Source organism: Prochlorococcus marinus XMU1408 (assembly GCF_003208055.1).
Taxonomy (GTDB): domain Bacteria; phylum Cyanobacteriota; class Cyanobacteriia; order PCC-6307; family Cyanobiaceae; genus Prochlorococcus_B; species Prochlorococcus_B marinus_A.
The window spans coordinates 753,313-779,354 of sequence record NZ_QJUE01000002.1 but is presented as its reverse complement, the minus strand read 5'-3'; the positions used below and the strand labels follow the sequence as shown (position 1 = coordinate 779,354).

43 protein-coding genes are annotated in these 26,042 nt (G+C 33.6%); 17 read left to right on the top strand and 26 right to left on the bottom strand.

Annotated elements, in window-relative coordinates:
• Nucleotides 1–529: 529 nt before the first annotated feature.
• Both DNJ73_RS05770 and DNJ73_RS05765 read right to left on the bottom strand, forming a co-directional pair.
• Nucleotides 530–922, bottom strand: coding sequence for a DUF3804 family protein (locus DNJ73_RS05770; protein ID WP_158466735.1), 393 nt, complete (start codon nt 920–922; stop codon nt 530–532).
• A 143-nt stretch (nt 923–1,065) separates the two neighbouring features.
• A complete protein-coding gene (locus DNJ73_RS05765; protein ID WP_158466734.1) occupies nt 1,066–1,281 on the bottom strand; it encodes a hypothetical protein in 216 nt (71 codons plus the stop codon).
• Between the two features lie 440 nt (nt 1,282–1,721).
• Between DNJ73_RS05765 and purT the strand changes: the two genes are divergently transcribed.
• The gene (gene purT / locus DNJ73_RS05760) at nt 1,722–2,885 is read left to right on the top strand and encodes a formate-dependent phosphoribosylglycinamide formyltransferase (RefSeq protein ID WP_158466733.1); all 1,164 of its coding nucleotides are present in this window, start codon (nt 1,722–1,724) and stop codon (nt 2,883–2,885) included.
• Complete coding sequence (locus tag DNJ73_RS05755; RefSeq protein WP_158466732.1) at nt 2,878–3,135, top strand: hypothetical protein; 258 nt, start codon at nt 2,878–2,880, stop codon at nt 3,133–3,135. Before purT ends, DNJ73_RS05755 begins: the two co-directional genes overlap by 8 nt.
• A 93-nt stretch (nt 3,136–3,228) precedes the next feature.
• Here the strand turns inward: DNJ73_RS05755 and DNJ73_RS05750 are convergent, their stop codons facing one another.
• Nucleotides 3,229–3,459 carry a hypothetical protein gene (locus DNJ73_RS05750; RefSeq protein WP_158466731.1) on the bottom strand — a complete coding sequence of 77 codons (231 nt, stop codon included), beginning with the start codon at nt 3,457–3,459 and terminating at the stop codon, nt 3,229–3,231.
• 301 nt (nt 3,460–3,760) lie between these two features.
• On the opposite strand from DNJ73_RS05750, the gene DNJ73_RS05745 reads away from it, so the two are divergent.
• The 6 genes from DNJ73_RS05745 to DNJ73_RS09960 all read left to right on the top strand — a co-directional run bounded on the left by DNJ73_RS05745 (nt 3,761) and on the right by DNJ73_RS09960 (nt 6,449).
• A complete protein-coding gene (locus DNJ73_RS05745) occupies nt 3,761–3,931 on the top strand; it encodes a DUF4278 domain-containing protein (protein WP_158466730.1) in 171 nt (56 codons plus the stop codon).
• A gap of 420 nt (nt 3,932–4,351) precedes the next feature.
• Complete coding sequence (locus DNJ73_RS10185) at nt 4,352–4,483, top strand: hypothetical protein (protein WP_261792591.1); 132 nt, start codon at nt 4,352–4,354, stop codon at nt 4,481–4,483.
• A gap of 169 nt (nt 4,484–4,652) precedes the next feature.
• Nucleotides 4,653–4,922, top strand: a complete 270-nt coding sequence (locus DNJ73_RS05735; protein WP_158466729.1) for a hypothetical protein — start codon at nt 4,653–4,655, stop codon at nt 4,920–4,922.
• A 152-nt stretch (nt 4,923–5,074) separates the two neighbouring features.
• Complete coding sequence (locus tag DNJ73_RS05730) at nt 5,075–5,626, top strand: nitroreductase family protein (RefSeq protein ID WP_158466728.1); 552 nt, start codon at nt 5,075–5,077, stop codon at nt 5,624–5,626.
• 260 nt (nt 5,627–5,886) lie between these two features.
• Nucleotides 5,887–6,219: a DUF1499 domain-containing protein gene (locus tag DNJ73_RS05725; protein WP_158466727.1), complete on the top strand. Its 333-nt coding sequence runs from the start codon at nt 5,887–5,889 to the stop codon at nt 6,217–6,219.
• A gap of 80 nt (nt 6,220–6,299) precedes the next feature.
• Nucleotides 6,300–6,449, top strand: coding sequence for a hypothetical protein (locus DNJ73_RS09960; protein ID WP_187152583.1), 150 nt, complete (start codon nt 6,300–6,302; stop codon nt 6,447–6,449).
• Nucleotides 6,450–6,469: 20 nt separating this feature from the next.
• On the opposite strand, the gene DNJ73_RS05720 is transcribed toward DNJ73_RS09960, so the two are convergent.
• Nucleotides 6,470–6,766, bottom strand: a complete 297-nt coding sequence (locus DNJ73_RS05720; protein WP_158466726.1) for a DUF3764 family protein — start codon at nt 6,764–6,766, stop codon at nt 6,470–6,472.
• 97 nt (nt 6,767–6,863) lie between these two features.
• Nucleotides 6,864–7,025, bottom strand: coding sequence for a hypothetical protein (locus DNJ73_RS09955; RefSeq protein ID WP_187152582.1), 162 nt, complete (start codon nt 7,023–7,025; stop codon nt 6,864–6,866).
• Between the two features lie 120 nt (nt 7,026–7,145).
• Between DNJ73_RS09955 and DNJ73_RS05715 the strand changes: the two genes are divergently transcribed.
• From DNJ73_RS05715 to DNJ73_RS09950, 4 genes are all read left to right on the top strand, one after another.
• Nucleotides 7,146–7,391, top strand: coding sequence for a hypothetical protein (locus DNJ73_RS05715; protein ID WP_158466725.1), 246 nt, complete (start codon nt 7,146–7,148; stop codon nt 7,389–7,391).
• A 170-nt stretch (nt 7,392–7,561) separates the two neighbouring features.
• On the top strand, nt 7,562–7,765 hold the full coding sequence (locus DNJ73_RS05710; protein WP_257473363.1) for a hypothetical protein: 204 nt from the start codon (nt 7,562–7,564) through the stop codon (nt 7,763–7,765).
• A 5-nt stretch (nt 7,766–7,770) separates the two neighbouring features.
• Nucleotides 7,771–8,034 (top strand): hypothetical protein, encoded by a 264-nt coding sequence (locus tag DNJ73_RS05705; RefSeq protein ID WP_158466723.1) that lies wholly within the window; start codon nt 7,771–7,773, stop codon nt 8,032–8,034.
• Nucleotides 8,035–8,991: 957 nt separating this feature from the next.
• Complete coding sequence (locus tag DNJ73_RS09950) at nt 8,992–9,162, top strand: hypothetical protein (protein WP_187152581.1); 171 nt, start codon at nt 8,992–8,994, stop codon at nt 9,160–9,162.
• A 51-nt stretch (nt 9,163–9,213) separates the two neighbouring features.
• Here the strand turns inward: DNJ73_RS09950 and DNJ73_RS10180 are convergent, their stop codons facing one another.
• The 8 genes from DNJ73_RS10180 to DNJ73_RS05670 form a co-directional block, all read right to left on the bottom strand.
• Complete coding sequence (locus DNJ73_RS10180; RefSeq protein WP_257473362.1) at nt 9,214–9,348, bottom strand: hypothetical protein; 135 nt, start codon at nt 9,346–9,348, stop codon at nt 9,214–9,216.
• A 48-nt stretch (nt 9,349–9,396) separates the two neighbouring features.
• Nucleotides 9,397–9,588, bottom strand: coding sequence for a hypothetical protein (locus DNJ73_RS05695; RefSeq protein ID WP_158466721.1), 192 nt, complete (start codon nt 9,586–9,588; stop codon nt 9,397–9,399).
• A 90-nt stretch (nt 9,589–9,678) separates the two neighbouring features.
• Nucleotides 9,679–11,154: a glycosyl hydrolase family 57 gene (locus DNJ73_RS05690; RefSeq protein ID WP_158466720.1), complete on the bottom strand. Its 1,476-nt coding sequence runs from the start codon at nt 11,152–11,154 to the stop codon at nt 9,679–9,681.
• 198 nt (nt 11,155–11,352) lie between these two features.
• Nucleotides 11,353–11,913, bottom strand: coding sequence for a CIA30 family protein (locus DNJ73_RS05685; RefSeq protein ID WP_158466719.1), 561 nt, complete (start codon nt 11,911–11,913; stop codon nt 11,353–11,355).
• A 209-nt stretch (nt 11,914–12,122) separates the two neighbouring features.
• Entirely contained in the window at nt 12,123–12,296 is a 174-nt protein-coding gene (locus DNJ73_RS09945) for a hypothetical protein (RefSeq protein WP_187152580.1), read from the bottom strand.
• Nucleotides 12,297–12,430: 134 nt separating this feature from the next.
• Complete coding sequence (locus DNJ73_RS05680) at nt 12,431–12,694, bottom strand: hypothetical protein (protein ID WP_158466718.1); 264 nt, start codon at nt 12,692–12,694, stop codon at nt 12,431–12,433.
• Between the two features lie 43 nt (nt 12,695–12,737).
• Nucleotides 12,738–14,267, bottom strand: a complete 1,530-nt coding sequence (locus DNJ73_RS05675; protein ID WP_158466717.1) for a phytoene desaturase family protein — start codon at nt 14,265–14,267, stop codon at nt 12,738–12,740.
• Between the two features lie 95 nt (nt 14,268–14,362).
• Complete coding sequence (locus DNJ73_RS05670; protein ID WP_158466716.1) at nt 14,363–15,124, bottom strand: PAP/fibrillin family protein; 762 nt, start codon at nt 15,122–15,124, stop codon at nt 14,363–14,365.
• Nucleotides 15,125–15,697: 573 nt separating this feature from the next.
• Here DNJ73_RS05670 and DNJ73_RS05665 point away from each other — a divergent pair.
• The gene (locus tag DNJ73_RS05665; protein ID WP_158466715.1) at nt 15,698–16,315 is read left to right on the top strand and encodes a hypothetical protein; all 618 of its coding nucleotides are present in this window, start codon (nt 15,698–15,700) and stop codon (nt 16,313–16,315) included.
• A gap of 74 nt (nt 16,316–16,389) precedes the next feature.
• Here the strand turns inward: DNJ73_RS05665 and DNJ73_RS05660 are convergent, their stop codons facing one another.
• Nucleotides 16,390–16,716, bottom strand: a complete 327-nt coding sequence (locus DNJ73_RS05660; RefSeq protein ID WP_158466714.1) for a hypothetical protein — start codon at nt 16,714–16,716, stop codon at nt 16,390–16,392.
• A 173-nt stretch (nt 16,717–16,889) separates the two neighbouring features.
• On the opposite strand from DNJ73_RS05660, the gene DNJ73_RS05655 reads away from it, so the two are divergent.
• Entirely contained in the window at nt 16,890–17,477 is a 588-nt protein-coding gene (locus tag DNJ73_RS05655) for a rhomboid family intramembrane serine protease (RefSeq protein WP_158466713.1), read from the top strand.
• A 91-nt stretch (nt 17,478–17,568) separates the two neighbouring features.
• Here the strand turns inward: DNJ73_RS05655 and DNJ73_RS05650 are convergent, their stop codons facing one another.
• The 9 genes from DNJ73_RS05650 to DNJ73_RS05610 form a co-directional block, all read right to left on the bottom strand.
• The gene (locus DNJ73_RS05650; protein WP_374027162.1) at nt 17,569–17,787 is read right to left on the bottom strand and encodes a hypothetical protein; all 219 of its coding nucleotides are present in this window, start codon (nt 17,785–17,787) and stop codon (nt 17,569–17,571) included.
• A 179-nt stretch (nt 17,788–17,966) separates the two neighbouring features.
• Complete coding sequence (locus DNJ73_RS05645) at nt 17,967–18,170, bottom strand: hypothetical protein (protein WP_158466711.1); 204 nt, start codon at nt 18,168–18,170, stop codon at nt 17,967–17,969.
• Nucleotides 18,171–18,221: 51 nt separating this feature from the next.
• Nucleotides 18,222–18,434 carry a hypothetical protein gene (locus tag DNJ73_RS05640; RefSeq protein ID WP_158466710.1) on the bottom strand — a complete coding sequence of 71 codons (213 nt, stop codon included), beginning with the start codon at nt 18,432–18,434 and terminating at the stop codon, nt 18,222–18,224.
• Nucleotides 18,435–18,492: 58 nt separating this feature from the next.
• On the bottom strand, nt 18,493–18,795 hold the full coding sequence (locus tag DNJ73_RS05635; RefSeq protein WP_158466709.1) for a hypothetical protein: 303 nt from the start codon (nt 18,793–18,795) through the stop codon (nt 18,493–18,495).
• Between the two features lie 402 nt (nt 18,796–19,197).
• Entirely contained in the window at nt 19,198–19,389 is a 192-nt protein-coding gene (locus DNJ73_RS05625; protein ID WP_158466707.1) for a hypothetical protein, read from the bottom strand.
• Entirely contained in the window at nt 19,389–19,514 is a 126-nt protein-coding gene (locus DNJ73_RS10175; RefSeq protein ID WP_257473360.1) for a hypothetical protein, read from the bottom strand. Before DNJ73_RS10175 ends, DNJ73_RS05625 begins: the two co-directional genes overlap by 1 nt.
• Before the next feature lie 142 nt (nt 19,515–19,656).
• Complete coding sequence (locus tag DNJ73_RS05620; protein ID WP_158466706.1) at nt 19,657–19,857, bottom strand: hypothetical protein; 201 nt, start codon at nt 19,855–19,857, stop codon at nt 19,657–19,659.
• A gap of 63 nt (nt 19,858–19,920) precedes the next feature.
• Complete coding sequence (locus tag DNJ73_RS05615) at nt 19,921–20,838, bottom strand: AEC family transporter (RefSeq protein WP_158466705.1); 918 nt, start codon at nt 20,836–20,838, stop codon at nt 19,921–19,923.
• A 157-nt stretch (nt 20,839–20,995) separates the two neighbouring features.
• Nucleotides 20,996–21,217 (bottom strand): hypothetical protein, encoded by a 222-nt coding sequence (locus DNJ73_RS05610; RefSeq protein WP_158466704.1) that lies wholly within the window; start codon nt 21,215–21,217, stop codon nt 20,996–20,998.
• A gap of 104 nt (nt 21,218–21,321) precedes the next feature.
• Between DNJ73_RS05610 and DNJ73_RS05605 the strand changes: the two genes are divergently transcribed.
• Complete coding sequence (locus DNJ73_RS05605; protein ID WP_158466703.1) at nt 21,322–21,633, top strand: DUF3764 family protein; 312 nt, start codon at nt 21,322–21,324, stop codon at nt 21,631–21,633.
• A gap of 742 nt (nt 21,634–22,375) precedes the next feature.
• Nucleotides 22,376–22,573, top strand: coding sequence for a hypothetical protein (locus DNJ73_RS05600; RefSeq protein ID WP_158466702.1), 198 nt, complete (start codon nt 22,376–22,378; stop codon nt 22,571–22,573).
• A gap of 119 nt (nt 22,574–22,692) precedes the next feature.
• Here the strand turns inward: DNJ73_RS05600 and DNJ73_RS05595 are convergent, their stop codons facing one another.
• Nucleotides 22,693–23,196 carry a hypothetical protein gene (locus DNJ73_RS05595; RefSeq protein ID WP_158466701.1) on the bottom strand — a complete coding sequence of 168 codons (504 nt, stop codon included), beginning with the start codon at nt 23,194–23,196 and terminating at the stop codon, nt 22,693–22,695.
• 384 nt (nt 23,197–23,580) lie between these two features.
• Between DNJ73_RS05595 and DNJ73_RS09940 the strand changes: the two genes are divergently transcribed.
• Nucleotides 23,581–23,754 (top strand): hypothetical protein, encoded by a 174-nt coding sequence (locus DNJ73_RS09940; protein ID WP_187152579.1) that lies wholly within the window; start codon nt 23,581–23,583, stop codon nt 23,752–23,754.
• A gap of 59 nt (nt 23,755–23,813) precedes the next feature.
• Here DNJ73_RS09940 and DNJ73_RS05590 read toward each other — a convergent pair whose 3' ends face one another.
• Both DNJ73_RS05590 and DNJ73_RS05585 read right to left on the bottom strand, forming a co-directional pair.
• The gene (locus DNJ73_RS05590; RefSeq protein ID WP_158466700.1) at nt 23,814–24,452 is read right to left on the bottom strand and encodes an SOS response-associated peptidase; all 639 of its coding nucleotides are present in this window, start codon (nt 24,450–24,452) and stop codon (nt 23,814–23,816) included.
• Nucleotides 24,453–24,509: 57 nt separating this feature from the next.
• Nucleotides 24,510–25,370, bottom strand: a complete 861-nt coding sequence (locus DNJ73_RS05585) for a PD-(D/E)XK nuclease family protein (RefSeq protein ID WP_158466699.1) — start codon at nt 25,368–25,370, stop codon at nt 24,510–24,512.
• Nucleotides 25,371–26,042 lie beyond the last annotated feature (672 nt).

Genomic DNA, 26,042 nt, shown 5'->3' with positions numbered 1-26,042 from the left:
GAACGGTCGCCTTGCGATGATGGGCTTCTTTGCAGCAGTCATTAACTACGGAATAACAGGCTGGATCATTCCAGGAATTGTTTAATTCTGATTTTTAAAATCTAATATCTAAAAAAAGGCCTCTTCTCTGTCATTACGGAATTGGCTTTTTTTAATGGTTTTTTGTTTGATTAGGGCGTGATTAACGCAATGTCAATTAATTCAGTAATATTGATGATTATCAACTGGATGTAGTTATTACTATTTGATTTTTGTATCTAGGATCAATATATCTTCTTCTTTGCAACTACCATTAAGCCATTCTCTAAACTCTTGAGCAATTGCTAGTCTTTCCCTTTTAGGAGCTTTTGGGCTCTAATTAAGAGCAATGTCATTGAATCTGCAATCAGCTCTTCAACATTTGGCTTTTCTTGCATTATGACTATTAACTGTTTCTCTTTTAAATTATCTATCTTGCTCAATGATTACTTCAGACGTAAGGATATAAATAGAATTTACGAATACTTAACCATTAAGAAGGAAATATAAATTAGTCGTTCCACAAAGTCATATCTGACTGGCCTGAAGATCTTTGCATCCAAGCTACTTTCCATTTCTCATCAATCTTTTTAAAAATAGAAGTTACTGTAGGGAGGTCATCATTTTGAGTCCCTTTATAAGTAAATTTTGAACCTAGGGTGAAAACGCACATTGCAGCATTTGAACCTAAGAGTTCAAATTTGTGCACCTTTGTGACTTCTGCGCTTTGTAATACAAGATCTCCTGAGGACCACATCTCTTGAAAACCTTTCGCGTCAATGGGATTTCCGCTTGGTCTTATAAATAAAAAGTCGGGGGTTGCATTGTCTAAAAAGAATGATCCCATTCTCTCTGTTGAGGCAAAGGCTTCTAGGATGGACAGGATTTCTTCTTTAGAAGACATTGATCAATTAAAAACAATAAACTAGGATTACAGATCTGCTCAATATTGGATGTTTTCTTTGCCATCTTTTCTTCTTGTGCTGACAATATGATCCAACCCTTTCTATGGAGAAATACTAAAATAATTGATTTTAACAAGAAAATTTAGGCAGCTTGTTCCGATAAGTCATTTGCGAAAAGAGATATAATTTCACCTTTTGGTGTTTTATAAACTCTCTCTACAATTTCGCCTTCAGTAACGATTACTTTAGTATTCATTGAACCTGAGGGCAATGTCTTAATAGCTGGTACTAGAGCTTCTTTTAAATCTGGGAACTGATCCAAATCCTTGAAGTCTTTAATTTTCTTCTTGGCAACCATTCCAATAAATAAGTCGAAGTTATTAGTTTTTTAACTAACTTTTCTCCACTCGTAAAGAGCTTGTGTAGCTAATCAGCTCTTTATAGGACTAACGTGAAAAATTAGATATGGTTTTTGGATTAGGAATTGCTTTTTTAAGCTTGTTTTCATTGTTTTCAAAATGGTTCTACCTAATGTCCAAAATCAATACCATTGCAGTATTAAAAGTAGTTATCCAAAAATTACTTGTTGTGGTGGAAATATCATTCTTCAATCTTATTGAGTCGAAAAACAATCGCGAATGATCAATTGATTTTATCCATCAAAAAAAAGTGCTCTGTTGTACTAAGAATAATTTTTCCCTTTCAGTGTCTCTGTTAATTTCTACTTCTTTTTTTTATTATCAATTCTCTTTAAGAGATATTATATTAATTTATATTTTTTGACCTATAGATATGATTATGAACATTTTTCCAAAGAAAATAATGCTTTTAGGTAGCGGAGAGTTAGGGAAAGAGGTGGCAATCGCAGCAAAAAGATTAGGTTGTTATGTTATTGCATGTGACAGATATAATGATGCGCCAGCCATGCAGATAGCTGATCAAGTTGAAGTATTAAATATGAATAATGGTAGTGAATTAAAAGAAGTGATATCTAAATGTAATCCTGATATAATTATTCCTGAAATTGAGGCTCTTGCAGTAGATGTATTAAAGGAAATCGAACAAAAAATAACAGTAATACCAAATGCTCGAGCTACTGCGATAACTATGAATAGAGATAAAATTAGAGATTTAGCTGCTAACGAATTAAATATAAGAACTGCAAAATTTAGTTATGCGATGAATCAATCCGAGCTTAATTTTCGTGCAGATGCGATTGGTTATCCTTTATTAATTAAGCCAGTTATGAGTTCTTCAGGTAAAGGACAAAGCTTAGTTAATAATAAAAATGATTTAGTCCAGGCTTGGGATTTGGCTATTGAAAAATCAAGAGGTAAATCAAATAAAATTATATTAGAGGAATTTATTGATTTTGATTTAGAAATTACTTTATTAACTATTAGACAATTTAATGGTAAAACATTATTTTGTGAACCGATAGGACACGAGCAAAAGAATGGAGATTATCAATGTAGTTGGCAACCAGCTACATTAACTGAAAGTGTTTTAGATAAGGCTAAAAAGATAGCCAAATGTGTCACTGATAATCTTGGTGGAGTTGGTTTGTTTGGCGTTGAATTTTTTATTAAGGGTGAGGAGGTGATTTTTTCAGAGCTGTCACCAAGACCACATGACACAGGCTTAGTAACTTTGATTAGTCAAAATTTAAATGAGTTTGAATTACACCTTAGGGCTGTTTTAGGTATCCCAATTCCAGAAATAGTTTGTCATGAAGCTTCTGCGAGCAGAGTGATTTTGGCTTCCCAGAAAACTTCAAACATAGCTTTTACGGGACTTGAAGATGCCTTAAGTCAACCGAATACAGGTGTATTTATATTTGGCAAGCCGAGCTCTACTGAAGGTCGTCGAATGGGAGTAGCTGTAGCAAATGCAGAAACCATCGATGAGGCAAAAATTAAAGCTGATAAAGCTGCTCAATCAGTCCAATTTATAAATGAATAATTTTAATTCAGATTGTTTATCTGATTTCATTAAGTGCAAGTCGATTTGGTTTCTATTTTTGACTGAGTTAAATTGGAATCCAAGTGCAATTAACCCTCTTGAGTTGGTCCCTGAATCTTTTTGGCCTGAAGTTACGGATCTCTTAATTGAAGCTAGATATATTGGTCAAAGCAGGAATTATTACCTCAAAGAATCTGATAAATATATGGATTATTTAAGTAAAGGTGGTAGGCGTTTAAAAGCGGATTGATAATCATACATACTCTATTAACTACTTACCAACTTCCTGTAGCCCCATAATTGTTAACATCTTTGTAACTGGCCTTGCCTAACAAAAACTAAATTACAATAGATTTATGGGGAAAGAGGATCCAAAACTTCGTTTATTCATGGTTCTTTTGATCAATTTAATAGTGATAGTAGTTTTTAGAAACTGGGTATTAAATAACGAGGCTTTTGTGTGGTTACTGAATGGTTTACCTTCTTGATGTGTTATGGAAGCATTTGATTCAATTTTTCTAAATATTGCTTCATCTGGTTTTAATCCGTTAATTACTTTGACAATTTTTGCCATATTAGGATCCTTTTTTTGTGCTTTAATGACTTATGTAAGAAGAGGGGATAGGGGAAGGTTGGTTTAGTTTAAGAAAGAAAAAGCAGAGGATAAATAATTAACTTTTTTAGTGATTTAAGGGTGCTTTTTAGTAAGAAATGCAACTATTTCGGTTAATACTACTTTATTCACTGTTTTATGTATCACGAGGAACATCGTTTAAAGATAATTTCTGGTATTTTTGATACACGTTCAGCTAAATTTCAAGCTGCAGTAAGACTCGAGACATGGAACGGGGTCTTGAGCACTACGAGAAAGAGCAATGACTGTTCTTACTTACAGAGGCAAAGAGTACCTTCAACATAAAGAAGCTACTCCAAAAAAAGTTGTAGAACTTAGTTACAGAAGTAACGTCTACACATCTAGACAGGCAGAAGCTAAAAAGCAGATGCAAGCATCCTTAACTTACAGAGGTAATACATACCAAAAGTAATTTAAAGGTGATCTAAAAGGGGCATAAATTGCCTCTTTTTTTTATACTTATTTGCCCGATAAATATCTAGCTGAGTAATAGTTTTGGCTCTATGTATTTTTGCCTGAGTTTTATTACTCTGGTTTTATAGGTGGCATCCGATGTAGAAATGATAATGACTCCGAAATAATCACAATGATTACTCAACAGTCATGGCCTAGTTGCAAGCTACCTAAAACTCAAAAGGCACTTGAAGCTATTTATACAATGCTCTGGAAACGACCAAAGGTGTTTAGATGGTATTACAGGTCAAACTAATAGCTTTATTCAAGGGAAACCGAACACGCAACTCACCTAAAAGTTATTGATAATAATAATTTAATCCTTTATTTATTAATGCAAAGATTATTTAAACCTAACAGTAGTGTGTTGACATTGTTCATGTTTTTACCTATTACACCAAGTATTGCAGCTATTACTGTTTTTACACAGTCAGTTTTAAATGACAGAAGTACTGAGGTAACGTCTATTACTCATCATGAACAGCGAGTGATTGATGCTACTGGATATTAATGACTATTTTTCACTTTTAGCTACCAGTAAGACTTATTATATGAATTTATTCATTGCTCATTGAAGCTTTATTTAAAGTCTTATTAAGTTTATCCCGATCTTAGTTTAAATACTCTTTACGTCTTGAGATCAGTAGGTTACAAGTCATAAGTAAAAGCTTTCTCAAAGTATGGTTTTAACGAAAAAGTTTAAGGCCTTTGATGACGCAATTTTAGATCTACATCCTGAGTTAAAAGAGGTTCTTAAACCTAATGATCACTATCCAGAGCTAGAAATTCTTCTAAAAAAAAGATCTGTAAATCTACCTTCTGGTTCCTTGAATACGAGGGTAATTATCAATAATGGAGAAATTGTCGAACGCGTATTCAAGACACCCGTGGGCCAAGTCGTCTCGTTATTTTCAAAACCATCAAATGTAATTCTTGACAAAGTTGCTTAATAAGTGATTTTCAACTAATCATGTTTTTTTAGATGTGAGATTCAAGCTGGAGATGATTTAAACGCCTTTTATTTCTACAGGTCTCTAAACTAAACTTTTTGTGAAATTTACACTATGACTAATAGTGTAGTTAATAACGTCAAGAAAAAATTATGGAAATAGCTGAAGCAATTAAAAAACGAAGGACCATTCATATCTTTTCCAAAAAAAGTGTTCCTAGCGAAGTAATTCAAAAATCAATAGTTGCAGCTAATCAGGCACCCTGCCACAGAAGGACTTTCCCATGGCGTTTTACCAACATTGGGATAAAAAAAAGGGAACTTCTATATCAATTACAGCTGACTCTGAAATTTGGTGATACGTCAATAGATGAATCTAGTTTAAAAAAAATAAAGGAAAAAATGCTTAACCCTTCCCATTTGCTTATTGCCACTCAAGTATGTACTGATAATCAAGCTCAAAAACTCGAAGATTATGCTGCTTGTGCTTGCGCGATTCAAAACCTGTCGCTTTCACTTGTCGCCGATGATGTTGGTTGCAAGTGGTCAACAGGCAAAATCACTAAAGATCCTAATACATATCAAATCGCACAAATAAATTCAAGTGAGGAGGAAATTATTGGTTTTATTTGGATTGGATATGGAAATGAGCCGCCTTTAATCAATAGACCTTTAATTAGTACTATCTATAGAGAGAGGGATTAACCTGTTTTAACTCATAGAAGAGAGATAATGAAACTGATAAGGAAGTGTTGAGGCCACACTGAAAACAATCATCATCATCCCTGTTTTATCTAATCGTGTCATGCTCAAAAATTGTTTTTACAAATTTAATCGAAGGATAGTTTTTGCACGGGCATTTTAGGTAGGGAGACCTAGACATCACTTAGTAATAAATTTCTGAAAAACAAGACCAAAGGGGGGATAAACTTTTCTCATGATCAATATGTGAACTCATAGAAAATATGCCAGATCCTAAATCAGGTCTTTGTCCCTGTTTAAATCCGCTTAATTGCGTTTTTTTTCAAAAAGAATTTGAAGATGTTGACAAGACCTTTGAGCAACTTATTAGGATTGCCCAGGAAATTCCTAGAACCAAAGTTTTAGAGGTTAATGATAAATATTGGAAAGGGGTTTGTCGTAGTTTGATTTTCAGATTTCCAGACGACTTGGAGATTTTAAAAATCGATAAGAAGATTCAAATCAAATCCGCATCAAGATATGGTGGTGGCGATCTTGGAGTTAATGGAACTAGAGTTGGCAAATTGTTAACTGCTTTAGAAAAATCAAATAGTTAGCCACCAAAACTCTCATAAAACAATCAATATGTTGTCGTTGGGAAAAATGCTAGTTATTTTTAAATAACTGTATAAATAAAATGAACAGAGCACAAAAATATTTTTTACATCTTCCAAAGGGGACTCATTTTGAAAAAATCATTGATACAGAATATGGGAAAGAGAATATATATGTAAGCCCAGACGGCAAAAAACATTCAATACCTATGATTCCAGATACAATTACTTGACGAACTTCAACACGTAAAAATTAGCAGTTAGGACAATTGTTTATCCATCTTGTGATTTTGGTTTCTTCATAAATATGACCAGAGGCCTCAACAATAGGCTTTGTTTCCGGACTGATAAAAATGTTATATAAAACATTCTCTGGTCCTTCAAACATAACAGTTGCTCTTTTAGAGTCTCCTATACATTCACCGATATAAAAAGTTTTAACACCCATTTCTTTAAACATCGCCTGCTGCTCTGGGGCATTCATATGAGTGCAATACTCTGAAAAAGTATTACTAAGCTTGAAGTCTAAAACAGTGATTTCAGTTGCCATGGAAAGGGTTAGTGAATATTAGAGGATGTATATGTTTACCATTTTACTTTTGTCCCTACAGACTTTGTTGTTTTCGCTTCCATCGGCTTGGAGGATGTTAGTTAGTTTTTTTATTTATACCGTTAGCGTTTTCGATGTCTTGTAAAAGCCCTTTTGTGGCTTGGTGAAAACCATTTTTCACCAAAAACAATTGTGCTTCATCAAATTTCTGTTGAATTTTTTTTATGTACGGAGTCATCTCATTTGGAGATAAAGACATTTTTTTTAATACTCTTTTTTAAATTTTCTTTTTATACAAAACGATATGAAGTGGCAACTACTACTAAAAAGTAATATTAGTAATAACTACTTACTCAATTAATAGAGAAGGCTAGTAGTTTTGCGTATTGCATCTACAGCTTCTAACGATATAACTAACTCAAGTTGCATTGTTACATTGTCTATCTTTAAGCGCCTAAGCAACAGGTTTTCAGTGAAAAAGTATGACTACAGCAAATGTTATTCAAGATGCGAAATGCAACCTTTACCTAATGAGATTTATCAAGACATTGTTGATTTTCAATCCGATGTGAATAGACCTATAGACATTTCTATTTATCGGGAATTAAAAAAAGAAGCTGCATGAGTTCCTAACTAGATTGTTTTGGTTCTTATTTTCTATGATTCCACTTATCTATTAATAGGGTGTGAATTATCTAACTTTACAATTTGGTTGAATAAGGCTATTAATTTTTTTTCCCTTGAGTTATCGAATGACTGTAGAGTAGTAAGAAAGAAGTAATTAAATTTTTATTGATGGATAGCTTGAAAGCCAAGTCTTTAGCTAATGAATTAAATGAATTAGCATGTAAAGGATGCACTGAAGGATGGCTAGAGAAACACGATGGACTATTAGATCCAATTCAAGAAATTATTGAGTGTGGATCTCTTGGATTTATTACCCCTGAACGACAAGAGCGGTTAATTAATGAAGTTAAAGAGATTAAAGCTAAAAATTAAATAATATGGATAAAAAAAAAGAAAGTAGTCCGAGTAAATTTTCTGTTCCACCTTTCGCTTCAGATGATGAGATATGGATTAAAATTCTTGAAGTTTTGACACCATCTGAACAGCTAGAGGCTAGCCGTTCAAAATCAGAGTTCAATGATCCATATATGGGGGGTAAAGAGATTATTGTTAAACGCTCTGATCAGTCCGACATAGCTGTTGCGTTACTTTCTGAAGTCACTGCTGATGGTGATGAATGGGCAATATATAGAGAACTTTGAAATGGATACTTATTCATTAATTGCTTTGGGGGCGATTATTTTATCTCTTTTTAGTTTGGTGTTGCTTTCTAAATTATTTAGAAATTTAATTAGAAAGCAAATAGATGATCAAATGAAAGATATGATTCCGATAAAAGCTATTCGAGAAAGAATAGGAATAAGAATAAAATTGAGAAAATAGCATAAAAATTATTTTAATTTTGAGTTAGTTGTTTACAGCTTTTCTTTTTTTACGCGATTTTTTTATATAACTATTAATATGAGAAATTTTAATGAAGATTAATCCCTATTTCGCTATTACGTTTTAGTTAAAAAATGATTCATATATCAGTTTTTCTTATGCGTATAAGTTAGTAAGTAATACCGATAGAAAAAAATAAAAAGAAAGGATAGATTAACTCTTATTGTAGGAGACTTTTATGAATACGATTGATGCTAAGAAAATGTCTCAAGGCCAAGTTGATCCAATTGAAGATTATCTTGAGTGTGTAACATATTGTTCAATATCTAGCAGTGCGGAAGAGAACGATTGCCAAACTATATGTATGGAAAGGCATTTGAAAAGCTCATATTTTTAGACTTATTCACCAAAAATTAAAACTAGAGAAAATTACAGCTCTTTAATAATGCAAATAACTTTTGTAATCTCAATCTCAAATTAGAGACCTAAATACACTAGCTTATCTAGCGTGCAATAATGGTCGAAAAATCTAAGAATAATCCAGTAGGAATAATATACATTCGTTTGATTGATACCAAATATCTTCATGTTTAATAAATGACTTGAGCTGTTCTACCTGGTCCTACTTAGCTGTTTGTGTGGTGAAAAGAGCAATAATCTTGAGTAATTATTTTTAAAAATCTAATTTTGATGTTGGGGCAATAACAAAAGGTTTAAATACTTATGAAAAAAAAGGACATAATTGCCATCTTAAAATTAGTTGATATATAAAAATTTTGGCTCATCCCATATCTTGGTATTGGCTTGTTGGCTTTTTTCTATGGATGGTTCACAACGTTTTGGTTCTTAATCGTAAAGTTAATATTGACAAAGAACGACAAATATCAAAGCGATTTAATGCAATCTCAAGGCTCTATCCAGAAGGTACGTACATTTCACATAGATAGATAATAATCATTAGTTGATTTTAATTATCATCATCCCTTTCTTGGTTGCCATTAATAATGGGGTGGCTTAGAAGTTTCTTCAGGGAAATATTCATCAGTTTCATTTTCATATGCGTCACCTTTCTTTTTGAAGTATTCCTCTGATGGATCGTAACCATCGTTGTCTGGATTGATTTTACCTTTCATAGTTTAATATTTTTTCTTTGGCGAGATCAGTGGATCTGTGAAAGGATATTATCCAGCTATCCCATTACAAATAATTCCTGCTTTGGCCATTGAAACTAAAACAAAATGATGAAAGCTAGGAACGGCTTTGTCTAATGCTATGAGAAATATAAGCAATGACATTGATGTCATTGAAAGATATTGCATCCAATGAATACCTGCTTTATCCAGTCCATTTTTGTCAAAACTTGTACTAGTCATTTTATTAAAGCTTTGGTCGGTGACCTTAACGCAAAAAATAATTTTTTGCTAGTTTTTTCTTTTTCTTGATTGATGCCTTTACAAAATTGATTAACTGCTCTTTGCTGAAATTTCAAAGTTTCTAATCACCTCTTCACCTTTTCTGAAGATTGTTTTAGCATATTCAGTCCATTTTCCCTGTCCCCAATAACGGAAGCAGCTAGTTTCTAATAGCAAAAGGTATAGGAGAGCTTCTTGATAGTCATAGATTTTTGTTAACGATGGATTTTGAACTAATAAATGGTCAAATGTTTCATGAAAATACGAACTAAGTTTTGTAATTGGCTCTAAAACATTTATATATCCATCTTCCCAACTCAAATCGTTAGTCCAGCTGGCTCCACTTAAAGAAAAAGATTGATCTTCCTCTTTTAATTCATTAATTGCTTTTTTAACCAAAGTAGGTGTTATTGGCCCTGAGATTTTTTTCCATATTCTGTCTTGACCGACTGCTTGTATCAATGGATAATTATTTTCATCAATATCTAAAGTCTCCAGGAAGTCGAGGTATTCAGATCCGTTCATGGCAATTGTGGAGCTTATGTCGGTTTTTTGACCAATTCTTTTATAAGCCTGTATATAAGCTTGGGGAAATTCGTTCATCATTACACCGCCATTTTCTCCATCAGCAATTTGGGAAACCAGCGAGGGGATAATATGTTTACCTAAATATTGTTTATTTAGACCTATTGCCTCGTAATAAGGTTGCATTTGCCCAACAAGCTTTGTATCTGATCCTTGAGTTTTTATTAGTGAAAGAATAGAGATGGTCTCTCCATTACTACTTTGAGCTTTGAGCATATTGGGAATATATTTTTGATCGTTTCTTAGATTAGAGCCATCTATATTTTGAACACTATGTTCTTGAACCATTACCCAACGATATCCACATTCCTTAAGAGCTTTGATTAACTGAAATAGTACATCCGGATGGTTTGGAAGATGCATCTCAGGAAGAGAGAAACCATTTACTCGACGCAATGCATCTTCTCCAAATAAAGACGAGAAGTGGTGCTGCCAGGCTGTTATCTGTAATTTAAAGTCAGAAGGTGGAGTCGAAGAGGCTACAGCATGACTCCAAAAGGTTCCTAACCATTCAACATGTGGTTGAACTGTCTGATCACACGCTAGGAGTTTTAATGATTTGAGAATATCCTCGCGACCCATTTGTTCGATTCCCCAAAGAAGATTACCGGAGTAATCAAGCATTATTTTGGGATCATATCCTTCATCTATCAGGCTTGGAATGATTTGAGCCAAACGTTTATAGCATTGTGCAAATGGTTCGGCATTGTGATTATCTCCTTCTGAAGTGTGCTCAAACATATATTGCAAATGTGAAATGAGCTTTCCATTCTCACCTGCTGGAATTGTCGGTTGATGCATATGGAGGGCACATGCAAATCCTGAATTCACATTCTCTAACCTTGACTTTTCTTCGAATTGTCTACTATCTCTTTCTTTATTTACTAACTTATTAATTTCAAATTCAAAACCACATATCGGTGGTAACTCTTTGTTCTTCATTTTATTGAGGTTATATATTTAAAGTAGTCCCATTGAAAGGTCGTTTTCTGAATTAATTAAAGTCTATTCAATAAAAAATGTTTTTCATAGATTTAATTTGTTATGCGGTCCATTCCTTTGAGAAATACTTTTACTATTCTTTATTTTTATTACCTATGAAATCAGAAAAATTTATATTAATTTATTTTTTAAATTGTGCTAGTAGACACAAATTGATTGTAATACAAAATTTATTTTGCCTGGCTTAAACCCAGGATTCAATTCTCCTGGTTTACCAAATTTGGAATGTAGTAATTGAAATTGGGTTATAGATTCTGATTTAAATATAATTGGTATAGAAATTTTTTTTGCAAGAACTGTTGGTTCAAGGCTTTCAAAAGGTACTTTGATAGTTGTTGTCCCAAATCTTTTTGTTTCTATTTCTGCTACCCATCTGAGCCCACCAGGTGATTTGTCTAAGAAAAATCCTCTTAATTCAAGAATTCCATATTTACATGACACTCCAAATTTTAAAGTTCGACCTTTACCTTCAATTTTTAATTCAAAACCTTGATAATTTGATAAATTTAAAACAGGTGAAAATATTGGAGATTTGCAACTAACAAAACCTCCTTTTTCCTCAACTACAACACCTTCCAAGGAGAGGCCTTTTGAGGAAGATCTGCAAACTGCTTTACTTGAACCTCCCATAACAGTGTCGTTCAAAGAAAACCAATCATCAAAGTCACTGGATGACACGACTTTTGATGGCTCCGTCATTTTTTATCTACAATTTTTTTTACTCTATAAAATTTTTTTGTGAATCATGAGTTTAAAAAGTAGATTTCACCAGTTAAAGAAAAATACCTTTGCGTCTCGTTAAGTGATCCTTTTTCTTTGAGTTAATTTTCAATCGCTAATAAGGCTATTAGAATAGCTGTTGATGAGATGATTTTCTTGAGCTGGCTTAAAGCTTTACCGATTGAAGGTCAATTATTAAAGAGAAGGCAAGCCGGAGATGATGGATTTATATAGCATTCAGCATCCCAAAAGCCTTCAACTTCGATACCTTCCCAATGATTAATCATTGTTTCTAATTCCTTGATTCTTTCTTTAGCGACATCAATTTTTTCAAGGATATTTGATGAAGTTTCTTTCTTCATGATTTTTCCTCGTTACTATCCTTATTTAACTACTAAATTGATATTAAATCTATCGATATAATTACGGATGTATTTGTTCCTATTAGAAATTGAATAAATGTATTGAGAAACTTTTCTATTTTCTTATTTAAAATCTATCTTTGGTTGAAATAGAACGAATTACAAAAATTACCAACATTATTTGTCTCAGCTTTAAGACCTGTTTTCTTTGCAATCACTTTGATCTTTGTGTTTTTTTCTTTTAGTGAGTAGTCATTCTGATTAAGGTACATTGTGTAGTATTCCCTGCATAAATTTGATAGCTCTTTCTCTCTTGAAAATGGGATACGACCTACAGCTATCACAATCAGAGCTAGAGCGATTACTCCTGTAAAAGCCTTATTGAGTGAGTTACTCATTTGATTTGTGTTTTCATGTTGTCTATCAACAATAGGTGTTTTTTTATATGTCTAGCTCTTTGATTAGATCTCTTTGAAATTTGGAACCAAGAATAGTATTGGCGGCCATGGCACCGCTGGCTGCTACAGGTGGTATCCCGATCCCCGGGAATGTACTGGAGCCACACAATAATAGATTTTTAATTGCAGTTTTATTCCCTGGGAAAAGTCCCTCTGCCGCTGATAAGGCTGGACCATAACTTCCATTTTTTGCATTTAAAAATCTTTGATGTGTAAGTGGTGTACCTGTCATTTTTATTTCGATTCTTTCCTCAATATCAGGTATCAGTTTTTTTATTGGTTCCCAAAAGACAGAGCACCGCTCTTCTTTTGTTTTTTCATATTCTTCAGTACCTATTTTCAGATTTTCCCATTTTTCCCATGGCTCATTAGCAGGCGTATATCCGTGAAGAATGTGTTTGTTTGGGGGAGACATTGTTGGATCCAATGCAGATGGAATAGAGAGAACTACTACATTTCTTTCAGCAGTAATACCTTTAGACCAATCATCAACCCATATTGAATGGAGTGGAATATTTTCTAGTCCTTCTGCATTAAACCCAAGATGTATATGAAGAAATGACTTGCATTTTGGAGTCATAGACCTTTTCTCTCTCCATTTTTGAGATATTTCTTTTGGTATTAAATCTAGGGTATTCCAAATGTCTGCATTGCTAACAATATGATCTGCAAAAATTTTTTCACCATTTTTCAACTCAATTCCGATTGCTTTGTTTCTTTTTATAATTATCTGTTTTACTTTTGAATTAAGTCTAAGATTCCCTCCAAATGAGTAAATTCCATTTAATAGAGCCTTAACGATTGATTCACTTCCTCCTTTTGGATATTCCAGGTAGGCATCTGGTTTAAACCAATCATCAAAAAGGGTTGCCATCGCAGCTGCATTTGTTTCGTCTTTGGATAAACCACTTATTAGAAAGCAAAGTAAATTAACCCAATTTCGTAAAAATGGATCTTTAAGATGTTCATCAACTAAATTCCCAAAAGCACCTCCTAGGTATTTAATAGATTTCAAGTGGGGAAGGAGTGTATTACTACGTCTTAAGAGCTGAAAAATAGTTTCCTTGTTTTGATTTAGTGCTATTAGGGGAATTGCATTAGCTGCTGCACTAATTGGTTTAATCACTTGAATAAAATGTTCCCATTCTTTAGTGGCATCATTTCCGCTAATTGAATTGATCTGATCAAGGAATCGTCTATCTCCAACTCCAATCGTGTAGTCACCCTCAGGAATTTGAACATTCCATTCCCGATATTTAATTAATTCAACTTTTTGGTTAAGAGCTTTAAGTACTTGACCTAAAGGATTTGTCGTTGGCCAAGTACCTAGTCCACTCCAAAGAGAAGGACCAGATTCAAATTTATAACCATTTTTCTCAAAGCCATGAGCGGCTCCTCCTGGTCTTGAGTGAGCCTCAAGAATTAGGATTTTTTTGCCAGCTTTTGCGAGTAACCCTCCGCAACATAATCCTCCTATACCACTTCCAATTACAATTACTTCTGGATTTTTCATTTATTTTGTTATTAAAGAATTTTCTTCTTTAGAGTTTCTACTACAAATTCTTCAGAACTGCTTCAATGAAGTCAGTATTTAAGAAATGAGTTTACTTAAGTTTTTGTTTGGTCTAGAAGAGGAATTGATGGACGTATGTAAACAAATAATGCTCCGTGCATATCTCTAATGATTCTTAAATCTTCGTCAACATAGATCACGCTAATCTCACAATTTGGATTTTCTTTGTTCCATGGCAAAAGGTTCCATACGGTCTTTACTGGGTACCACCTTTCCATGAGAATACTGTCAATAAATGGAATTCTTCCCAGTCCATCTACCTCTGATACTTTAGTTTTCTCTAACTCCATTGAAAGAATGTTGTCTTTTAGTTGAAGCCCCTTAGCCAGAGTTATGACTCGACCACCAAAGGTAGGCAAAAGCTTGAACCACCCAAGGATTGGGATGGTTGTAAGTCCAAAGATTGTGGTATCAAAGGTGGAGATCATTTCCCCTTTATTAAAATTGAGATATTGACCGACTCTTCCTACTGTTGATAAACCAAATGATCCAACCTGTAAAAGATGAAGCTTGAAAAATAAATCGCTTTTTGATTTGTCGTTTAAAGCCTTTTCAATGGCTAAAAAAAATGGAGAGCTTCTAAACAATTCAACTGATGAGTAAATAAGCTCCCATTCACCTTCAATAGAACTCTGAGTTATTTCATCTGATAGGGGCTGTAGAACATCAACTAGTTTATTCATCTCTACTAATTTGTTTTGGTACATAGGAGCAATCAGCGTGTTCATCCTTTGACCTCTATCTGTTACTGCTGCTACCTGGTAAATAAGGGCTTTGAGATCTTTCCTGTCTTGCATTTTATTGAATTGGTTAATTCGTCTTTAATACCTTGACCTTAACTAAAATTTCCTAAAGACCTTGAGTTTATATATAGGTTTAACAAGTAATATTTGAGCGTATCTCATTGATTTGGCTTATAACATTCAAATGATTACAACTAAAACCTTATTACTTACAATATTTGTTCCCTTGGCGTGTCTTAAGTTTATTGGCTTCTATAAAAAAATTCTCAAGGTCTCAGAACCATCTTTAAAGCAAATAAAAGCAAAATTAGAAAGAACATTTACAATAGATATCTAGGTTGAATGGTCGAGTTTTTGTGCTTTATGGCAATTATTGCTTCCTTTTTAGAGAGAGAATAAACCTTTAATTTCTTCTTGATAGTCATTTTCTCCTTAAGTTAGACTTTTCTTCTCTTCTTTTCTAAACAAGACTATGACTTATTTTTTTAACTCCTTATACCTTTTTATGAATAGTTTTTTATGTAAATCAATAAGATGCAAATGATATTTACATCTACATGTAAATAGATTGTTCGGTTTGGATACCCACAATGTGCTAGATGTTGTATATAGGTAATTCTTAATTCAATGTCTCAATTAAGTATCAAAGTTAGCGCTAAAGGCGAAGCCATGATCGCTACTCTTCAAAAGGAAATTTTTAATCGAAGAAGAAAAAAGGTTACAGCATCGCAAGTTGTTGAAACTCTCGTAGAGAGCGGTGCTAAGTCACAATCTGATAAGCGTTATGCTGCTTCTTGGAAAAACTTAATAAAGGATATTGAGAAAGCTGCAAAAGTTTCTGAGATCCATGGTAATAAGCCTGCAAATGTTAGTGCTGATGAGTGGGCTTTGATTCTCTCTCATCGTACTCGTAAGTCCTCAAGTGCTAAGAAGGTTTCAGCAAAGCCCTCCGCTAAAAAGACTGTCGTTAAAAAAACAGTATCTAAAAAGTCTGCAGTCAAAAAAACCGCAGCTAAAAAAGCAACTGCAAAGAAAGCAGTAACTAATGCTGCTCCAGCTAAGAGTGCTTTAAAAGCAAAAGTTAAGACTTCTAAGGTTATGACCGCAGTTAAGAAAGTAGCTTCTGCTCAAGCTAAAAAAGCAACTTCAACCGCTAAATCAGTTTCTAAAAGAACATCTAAGGCAGTAGCAGGCAGACCTGCAAGGCGTGCAAGAAAAGTTAGTTCTAAAGCAGGAAAAGCTTAGTTAAAAAGCCAGATCCGTCAGAGCGGCGTGAAAAGTGCAATGCTTTTCTCTGGCTGTTTTTGTAAAGATGTTAATTAGTATCCCAATCCTACATTGCCTTTTGTGTAGCCTTGGCAGTAGTACTTGGCATGGTAGTAGTGACTAGTAATGTCAGCTTTCTCTCCCTTTAGCCCCTCGATTCTTTTCTTTCCTAATTTTAATTCTCTTGCAGCCTCTTCCCCTGTAATTAAATCAGCGCTAAGGCGTCCGCAAATATCATTAACCTTGAAGTCTTTCGCTGAAGGACCTCTGACATAGCTAGCAAAAAAAGCCAGAAATAATCCAAGGGTTACAAATCTTCTGTGGTTTCTCCACCATTCATAACTATTGAGATTTAGTCTCTTTTTTAAATCAATCTTCATTTATATCATTAATAGATTTATTCACCTTAGGCTTTAGTTCTTTTCTTTATAGATGAAGTTCTTGATAGGTAAATATTTTTAGCTTATTCACATAGTTAGAAATTAACCCTATTAGCTTTTCAATAGATTACATACACCAAGTACGATTGGATTATTGGCAAATCTATTGACGAATGCTTGAGAAAATTTCAAAAGATGATTGGCAATATTTTGTCCCCTTTTTGGCTTGCTTTATTTGCTTTCTTGCAACAGATTTCTTAGGAATAATTGATAAGACTTCTATTGCTTATTGGTCTGGACGTTTGTTTTATGAACCATACAGGATTATTACATCCCATTTTTTTCATGGTGATTTTAATCATTTATTGGCAAATATCTCTGGAATCATCGTAGCTAGATATTTTCTTAAATCTTTAAACCTTCAAAGTGACTATTTCTTTCTGGCTTTTATTGTATTGATAATGCCTCTCCAAGCGTTCATTTTTTGGTGCGTAGATATTTTGGTTTATAGAAATCCTATGTCTCTAGCCATTGGATTTAGTGGCGTTTTATTTGGTATCGACGCGTTTATTCTAATGACTACAATTTATGGAAAGAAAAGATTTTTATTCATTGGATGCGACCTAAAGAAAGATCCAAGATTATTTAAATCTATTTCTGTACTCACAGGTATTGGAATTATTTGGTCATTCTTGCCTGGAATTAGTTTGTTAGGTCATATGTCTGGATTTTTGGCAGGATTTCTATTGTTTTGGCTCTAAACAAACAATTGATTTGATGTTTTTGCTTCTTAAGAAAAACGTTATCATCTGAATAGTTAAAAGCCTCAACTCAACTTTAATTGAGTTGCCTTCACTTAACTTGATAAACTTTTGACCTTCCATTGCATTTACGCACCGCCCATTCGATTGGAGATTTTAAACTTTCTTGTTCAACACAAATAGTCTGATAATTAGCCCATTTAGCTATTGGCCCTAATCTTATTGCAATTAGTGCAAGGCTAAACGCACATAAAAATGCACACAACAGCAAAGCAATACCAGTAAATAGATCATTAAACTTGAACTTCATTTCTGTAAGATTGAAGTTCTTATTTTTCTTTATCTCACTCATAGAACTAATGGGGTGGAATAAAATGCCTCAATATTTAAAGTCTTATATACTGTTACCTCTTTTATGGTGGCATAGAGAATAAACGCTGAATGTATTTTTTAGATCTATTTATTGATAGTTAACAGTTGGAAATTTTCTTAGGTTTCTTCATTTGTCTTTTCCCCATTAAACATCCTCTTCTCCCCGATCACGATGGTTAACCATCCAAGTGCTAGAAGTCCTCCAGCTTGATAGTCTCCTTTTAGAAAATCAAATAGAGCGAGGGTGCTTGCAGAAATAGCAAGAGTACGAACAGCAAACCTTGCAAAGGTGATTTTCTTATTTTTAATAGGTTTATTCATATGCCCATTTTGCAGGGACTAACTTCGTAAAACAAATTTTGGTTGGATGAGTTATTGAAATTTATTCTTTTGAAAACATCTTGTTAATAGAATTAAATCTATCATTTCTTCTTTTTCGTAAGAAGATTGATCTTTTCCCCTCACACCGCTTCCCTCTGTTAAACCTTGTAATTCTAGTTTCTTTCTAATCAACATTTTTCTTTCTGCACTTGAGAGATTTTTAAAACGTTTTTTCCTTTCTTCACGACTTTCACTATTGCTCATTGGATTTGTTAATAATAATTTGTCTATTAATAATGAATTGATAATTGTTTTTACTAGTTTAATTCATCAAATAATTGTTATCTAGAAGTGCATCAATGACTTTTGCTCCTCTTGATTTATTCCCAAGAGAAAGGGGATTGACCTTATCTAGTATTGAAGCAAAGCAAGTGAGCCAACTACTACCTTCGCAAACTTGAGCTGCCTCGCAAATGTGCTTTGGTGCTTTTTCTGTGCAACCTTGAGTGCGAGAAAATCTAATAGATTCTAGTTGAGAATCAAGTTCTAATTCTAGTAATGATATTTCGTCTTTATTAATCCATTCACCAGCAGCGTAGCTTTCAAGCAAAATTTGATAGTTCATTATTTAAGGAGTTTTAGTAGTATTGAGAACTAAGATCGAAAAAGTTTTTCTAAATCTTGCTTCACTTTCTCCAATTCATTTAGTTTTTTTTGGTTTGTTTTTTGCCCCCATTTATCTACTTCTCCAGTTCGACCATTTTTAATTGTCATCCTTATCCACCAAAATTGAAGACTCAAGAAAATCAGAGCAAAAAAAATTAGTTCAAGAGTTCCTTGTTTCATCCCAAACTATTCTAATAAATCGAACCTTTTCTTATCCTTGTACTCATTTTTCATGTATTGATTACTCATTAGGATCAACTTCAGTGATTTTTAGATTTAAGCCAACGTAAAGAAGAATACCTCCAATAAGAGGGGTCCAAAGCCCCAATTGGTTTAAATCATGTGATTGCAGAAATTCCATTTATTCTTCATCTCTTCTAATGATGATTTGGTTTGTTTTATATTCAGATACTACCCTATTAGCTATTTCAACAATAAATGAATTTGGACACCGTAAAGCCTCTTGTAACTCAGCTAATTCATCAGAAATAAACTCTATACTCCTTGCAATAACTGCTTGATGTTCTTCTTTTGGTTCCCATTCTTTAGCCATTAATTTTCTTGATAATGATCTTCTATTTCGTTAAGCATATTTGAAACATATTTTTTATTTGCAGTTGTTTGCGCTTTTATTTTTTCACATCCGACCTTGACTTGCATCCATGCACTGTCTATCACTTCAATTTCTTCGTTTGTAGGATGCCATTTTTCAGGAATATTAAATATGAGTCAAACCAAACATAATCCCTTTTGAGATTGCCCATCCAATACCTAGACATATAGCAACTGTAAAAAGTGTTTTTAAAAGGTCCATATCCTTTTAGTCCCTTCCAAATGCAGTTCTTAACGAACTTGAAAAATCGAATTGAACCCCATCATTTGATGAACCTAGGTTTTGAATTAGCTTTGAACTGGCAAATCTTGATTGGGTTGATGAATAAATTGATTGAGATTTTACTGTTGATGATTTTACTGCCGCTGTTTTCTTTGCTGTCGCTTTTGTTGCTGTAGCTGAGGTCATTAAAAAAATTGTATTTCTTACAACTTAGACAAACTGAGTTAAAAGGCGATAGTTGTTAACTTTTTACAATCTTAAAATCATCAACCAAGCAGGGATTGATATGAGCGCGATGATTGTACTTAAGACAACAAGCGATGTGGCATCCTCTTCATCTCTTGACGCTGCTTGGGATATTAGTAAGACAGATATTGCTGTTGGCGCAGCTGATTGAAGTACTAAAGCCTCTCGCACGACGTTGGGTAATCTGATCGCTGAGGAAATGATCAACATAATGACTGGCAATCCAACCAGTTTCATGATTAAAGCATTTTTTATGGATGCTATTTGGATTTTTATTCTTGAGAGATTTGCTTTCCTCAACCAACTTAAACGCATTCCAACGATTACAAGTGCTAAAACAATTACAACCCTTGAAGGTATCCAAAGTAAGGCTGTTAATTGTTCATTCCATGGTGATGAATGAACAATTAATGCGCCAATCAGTCCTTTTACAGCAGGGCTTCTAAAGATTGCTTTTATGAAATTCTGCCAATATCTATTAGAACTTAAAACTTTTGAAGGGTCTGTTAGCAGTATTGGACCGATACTCCAAATTACTAATGTCGCACCAAGGTCAAAACCTATGCTGTAAATCAAAGCATGATTTGGAAGCAGTGCTAGTGAAACTGGTATTCCGAAATAACCTGTATTTCCAAATGCACTACCTAGTTGAAGAGATCTGTTTGGGATTAAGTTTTTTATACCAGGAAGGCAATTTAATAGAGTCATTAAAAAGCCAATAGCTACGAGTGCTAAAGCCGCAGATTGTATCAAAGGGAATTCAAGGCCAGACTTAAGTAATATCCCCATCAGGCTGATAGGAATTCCATAGTTCATTAAAGGACGAGATATCGTTAGGGAAAAATCTTTTTTAAATCGTCCTAGTAAATAACCTATTAAAAGACATGGTATTAATTCAGCTAAAAGAAAGATTATTTCCAACTTAGTAAAGCGAATATCATTTTGTTATGTTGAGTGGTCAAGATTAATTTTATGATTAATTCGTTATCTTAACTTGAGTTTGTCTTTGTAAGTACTTTTCATGTTATGGATATCTGGTTCTCTTCACTGATTGAGAAAGTTTTAATTCGTAGTTAGCTTATTTCTCCTTGTTAATACTTTTTTCTGAACAACCTAATGTTTCTCCAAAAAGAATATCTGTGCACATAGCATTACATAAAAGATAAACGACCCAACTTGTAACAGGGACTCCAATTAAATAACTAAATGGGTGCTTTACTTTGATGAATCCAACAATGGCACAGATTAGAACAACAATTAAGTTGATGATTCGTTTGAGGGTTTTTCTTGGTATCTGCATCAGCTATTTCTAGCAGAAAGTTTTCTTATTTATCTAGTTTTTACAACAACTGTTAGTTAGTTTTGTTTTGTTTTGGTATCGTTTGCCCATATTAAAGATTTTAGATGTCTTCTACTGTCACCTCAGTTTTTACTTTTAAGGTTGAAAGCACCTTTGATGAGTGGGCTGCAATCTTCGACAGCAAAGAAGCTACCAGAAGGCATAGAGAGTTTAATATTCAGCCTTTGTACAGAGGGTGTAGTGATGATGACCCTCAAAAAATAATTGTTATACATCAGCACCCAGAGGGGAATATTGAGAAATTTATAGAAGCCAATGGAGACTGGATGGCGAGCCACAGAGTCGATCTATCTACAATGGAGAAGTCTGCTTGGACATGGACCGACAACAGTAGTGTTCAGTTTAAAGCTGCTTAATCAAACACGGGTCGTGTACTTATCGAATCGCCATAGATCAAATACCAGATTTTTACTATTTCTAGCCATTTAAGCTGTTTAAAAATAGTGCATATCTAGATTTTAATTATTACACTTATTGATTAATTATGTCTCTACCAAAAAGAAATTTTTTTGTGTAGAGATCTGAGTTGTTAAAAAATTGAAATTGAATCAGATAATTCCATGGGTATTGAGATTATTCCTATAAATAAAATTAGGATTGGTAGATTCCATAATATAATGAGTTGAATAAACTTAAATTTGGTGAATTTAAACATAGTTAGTAATCAGTTCGTTTGAGTCCCCATAAATTCCCTTGCTCGGAGGCTTTGACAATCGCTTTGTAAATATCTAAAGTCATAACTTTAATTAATTGAATAATTTTTTTAAAGTTACCTTTTTACTTAATGTATGTATGTAGGGAGAAATACCAAATCTATAAAGTAAAAATTATTAATGTAATTAGATTTTCTAATATTTGAATATTTAGTGCTTAGTATTTTTCAAGTCTTTTAAAATTTATACAATTTTAAAAATGCAATTTAGCTAAAATTTGGTTACGACGATCGCCTTAAGAATTTAGTTCAGATATTATTTGGCATCTAATTGGTCAAAAGCATTATGTCTTTTTATATTCGGTTTCCTATCCCAAATTGTTCGGTAGATTTCTTTCAGAACTATTTTGTTGTTTTTAGGATGTAGTTAATTGATATTTAAAAAATTGTCTTCAAGACCGATTACATCCTGCAAAAGATATGCTGTTAGCTACAGAGATTTAGCTAACAAAAGACATGAGTTAGGCTTTTATGCCATTGATGCTTTTGAAGCTAGACAGTTAGCTATTGAGTTCAATAAATTTGTTCGAGAGCATCCAAATTCTATTGATAGAATTTCTCTAAGAAATAAAGTTCTCGCTTGATGTCACTACGTCTATCTAACATTTGCTTATTTATTTATGTACGGAGATATTGGATATTAAAAATATTCTTAAAAGAATTTTCTGAACAAAATATTTAAGGGTATTTCAAAGACGGTAGCTTATTTATCTTTTACCCATAGGGCAAGTCCTCCACCCTTCCCCCTTGCTGACAACCATTTACCATTTGGGTCGATAGCAATTAATGCAAAAAAAGGCCTCTTCTTTTGATCCGGTGCCGGTAGAGATCTCTTTAGAATAGTTAATGAAGCTAATTTTATTTGAATGCAATCAAAAGAAAAGGGTAATAATGGCTGCTTCCTTTCTAAATTTGCGTAGCCACTGAATATCAGGGTTAGTAATCCAAATTTAATTGCGTTGGCGATAGTAAATTTCTCTTCTTCTGGATTCTGTGTATCTTTCTTCAACTCTAGATTGGCTGAAAGAACCTGTAGCAATGTGCTTGAAATCGTGTCTTCTGTATCTGACCCCTGCTTCCATACTGAATTAAATTTCCACAGTCCTAACAGAGAGTCAAATTCAATACCACTCCCATCTACTCTTGCGCTTTTTTCTAATTCTTTAAGTTTGTCTAGAGAAGGAAGATCCATTTTATTTGCGTCCATTACAATTAATTTTGTTTTGGTAATTTTAATCAGATATCTGACGTCTAGTGGTTTTTAGGCTTTATTAATTTTTCAGCCATGAGTAGTTTTGAGTTGAGTATTGGCTTATTTGTACATTTATTTATTCATGTGCTTTCTTTCAATATCTAATTTTTCATTATGTATCTCATGAGACTTTTAAATATTTAGGTCATCATTAGAAATCAATAAGAGAGTGAGTCCCTAGTTTTGGCTAATGAATTTAAACCAAGTACATCACTCTTAACAGTAGGACTAAATTTATTTATGCTTATTTTTTTGCTTTTAGCTATTTAGTTCATAATATTCAAGCTATGGACGGTGCTTATTCTTTTTGTTTGAATAGAGTGTTAATTAACTTCCCAAATGACTACCTTTAGAGAAAGAATTAATTCACATCTCCCGATAGTGCTTCAGTTGTTAAGCACTGCATCCTTGGTTGTGATTGCTCTGTCTGCTATTTGTGGATCTCAATCATTGAAGAAATTGTCTTCTGCCCATGAAATGCCTAGCTCGGCAGAAGTGCATCACGATCATTGAAGTCCTGATCTTATAAAATCTATAAAAGGGCTTGCATAAGCCCTTTTTTTGTCTTGATTTTATAGGAAGGATAATTGGTCGGCATTAGGTTTGTATATTGGCTCGGCTGTCCATTCTTCTGGGTCCCATTTAGTCATTAGCGGTTTTAGAGCTTTAAGGTCTTGAGCATTTTTCACTGAAGAGATCCATTCTTCTTCTAGTCCATTTGGAATAATAACGGGCATACGGTTATGAAATTGTTTGACTAAATCATTTGGTTCGGTCGTTAGCACACAACAGCTCTCTATTTCACATCCTTCTTTAGACATCCATCGATTCCATAGTCCTCCTAACCAGAAAGTTTGAGAATCTTTTCTACCTATTAGCTGACCTTTTTCTAGAAAACCACTGGCTGGTATCAAACATCTCTTATGCCTCCAGCTTGCACGAAAAAGTTTCTTCTCTTCAACACTTTCTGATCTCGCGTTAAATGGCTTTGGCCTTGTGTTGTCAAAAGGGTCTTTACTCCACTCAGATATAAACCCCCATAGCATTATGGATGTTTGTGTCTTGCCTTCATTCTTAAGAACAAGAATTGGAGAACCTGGTTTGATTAATATTTGTGGTTCATAATTTTGACTCAATCCCCTTGGCACATCTTTTTTTAAAAGATCTGGTAAATTCATAAATTTTGTTAATAGCTGATATCTTCCGCACATCCCATTAATCCTTTAGACGCTTTTTGATCAGAATCATTTTTAAAACTATTAGCGTTCTTAAAATAATGGCAAAGTTCCTTGTGTAATTTCTTTTTTACTTGAATTTCCTGAAAATAGTATTTTCGAATATTGATCTGCATAGGCGCAGTTCTTGCATGAAGGATTTGATTCTGGAATCTCTGATTGATTCATTAGTGTGACCATTTCATCTAGTCGACTCTCTATCCAATCATTACTCCATTTGTAGGGAACAAGATATTCATCAAAACGCATGGTCTTATTAAATTCATCTTCATCCCTTTTTGCATTGCATACTAGAAAATATGATATTGGATGAACACTAAAACCCATTCCCGAGAGTAAGTAAGCATAAAAGTCCATTTGAATTTTATAGGCCTCGTGAAAAGGATCCTCTAAATAATCTTTCTTATCAATTCGTCCGTTTTTAGCTTGTGATTTGTAATCCACAATTATTAGTTGTCTTGTAATAGTGTCTTGCCAAATATCGTCTACACCTCCAGTCAAAATTATTCCGGTATCCTTGTAACGATGCATTAGTCCCCGATGAAGTGAGTTTCTCCAGTTATCTATTTCAGGATGATCAAATGGAACAACATGAGATAGTCCATTAGATGCAAATATTCTGTGTGGAACCTGCTTTTGTCTGCAATCGTCAAATTCTTTTTTTAGTAATAGGTCAGTGGTTTCATTGAGAGTCCAACCTGGTGTCCCTGGAGGATCAAGACCTCGTACCCTATCGAGATAAAAGCACCTTTGACACGTCAGAAAATTTGAGAAACGACCTCTACTAATTTTGAAATCTTCTTGTTGATTTGGCTTATAGAGAGAAGACTTACGACTTCGAAGGCCTGTGGCTTCAATTGGTTCTTTTTTGCTATTTCTTTTGAGATCAATCATTTTGTGTAATCACATAAAGATTTCAACTGGATTTATTAGATAGATTTAATTTCTTTCGCGCAATTGTCTTTTTCCTACCAATTAAGAGATTTAGAACCTTTTTACTTAATTGAGAAGGATTTTTCAATTAATCGTCTCTAAACCTTTATAAGCTATTTTTCCGAAGATTTAGCTAAGGACATATTCTTATAGCTCGCTAATTCATTCAAACAACAAAAGTTTTCCACAGTTCCTATATGCTTAATATTGACGAAATCCCTCTATAAAAGCTTTTCAAATAAAAAAGACCCTAGGTATGGTGTCCTACGGGTCTGGGTGATGGGGATACTATTTCTAACCCTATTTCCCATATAAATCAACCCCCCCTACAGATGGTGTTCATTTAAGCCCGAGATAAAACATATGGTGCTTTAATGTTGCCTAATCTGATTGATTTGATTATTATTTTTGAAAAGCTGGGTGATGGGGATCCTTCAGCAGTTTATTTTGCCCTCATGAGATGAGGGCTTTTTTATTGTTTTTTTGTTTTGTGGTTGACCTATCCGTTTAATTATTTCAATTAGTCTTTATATCCTTGAATATTCATTGTGTTTGAGAATCTTGTTTGTTCGATTTTTGGTATTGTAGACGACATATTTTAGATGTTTTGAAATATATGACTTGACATTACCT